This window comes from Psychrobacter sp. 1Y4, assembly GCF_051847555.1.
Genome location: NZ_JBPYDE010000341.1, coordinates 1 through 840, shown reverse-complemented (window position 1 = coordinate 840; position 840 = coordinate 1). Strand labels below are relative to the sequence as shown.

General features: G+C 46.7%; 1 protein-coding gene and 1 pseudogene. Both read right to left on the bottom strand.

Going from position 1 to position 840, the window contains the following annotated elements; genetic code table 11:
- Positions 1-307 (bottom strand): annotated as a pseudogene (locus tag ACS8FC_RS16205) (DNA polymerase I); the annotation flags it as partial.
- Positions 304-840, bottom strand: a 537-nt coding sequence (locus tag ACS8FC_RS16200; RefSeq protein ID WP_439297528.1) for a hypothetical protein, incomplete at its 5' end; no start/stop codon positions are given. The gene ACS8FC_RS16200 and the pseudogene ACS8FC_RS16205, both read right to left, overlap by 4 nt.

The window sequence follows — 840 nt, the reverse complement described above, 5'->3', positions numbered from 1 at the left end:
CTAAGCTGTGGCTGTACGCTTTAATCATCGTATCGCGCCATTTGCTCAGATCCGCATTGAAGCCGTTAGCTTTTAACACGTTTCGGTCAAACATTGAGTTATGAGCGATGATAACGTCGGCGTCTGCTAATAAATCTTCGATAGCCATGCGGTAATCGGCGGTGCCCGTTAAATCAAATACTTTTGCAGGTTCATCGTTCCAAGCGTAAGCAAAAAGCAGTATCTCAGCGTCGGCAGCGTATTTATAAGTGCCGTGCTTGATAGGCGTTTCGCTAAACGTCTCTAAATCAAGGTATAAAATATTCATGGCTTTACTCGCATAGGCATTACGATAAAATTACCGAAATCATGTGATCCGTGGATTCGATAACTTGAGTTATATTCTTCATACTCAAAAACAGCGTCATCGTCCTGGCTGTTCAACGCATCGAGTAGATAGTTTTCATTCACGGCGGTATCTAATCCCGTATGGAAGAGGTAAGGGTTTTTACCTTCTATACCCTTGGTCAATTCGCCAAGCGTAGCGCGCGTTGTTGCAGCGTCTGCCCTACGCTTTGTTACCCGTAGATAGTCTGGTGCTTTAAGGTCAGGCGTTACGCTCGCAAGGGTTAGAGGACAGTACCAGCCTTCAGGTAATTCGGTTTCGGTGATGTGGATTCGTCCGCCGTCCGAAGCGTATGCCGTACCGTTTTGGACACGTACATAATTTAGGTACTTACGTTCCTCGTTTACTGCAGCGGCTTTGGCAACCCATTGCATGGCGCTTGTCGTTTTTTTCGGTAAGCTTGGCGCGAAGTACAAAAGCAAGCTGTCAAGCTCGTCAGCGTTTAGCGTTTCGCC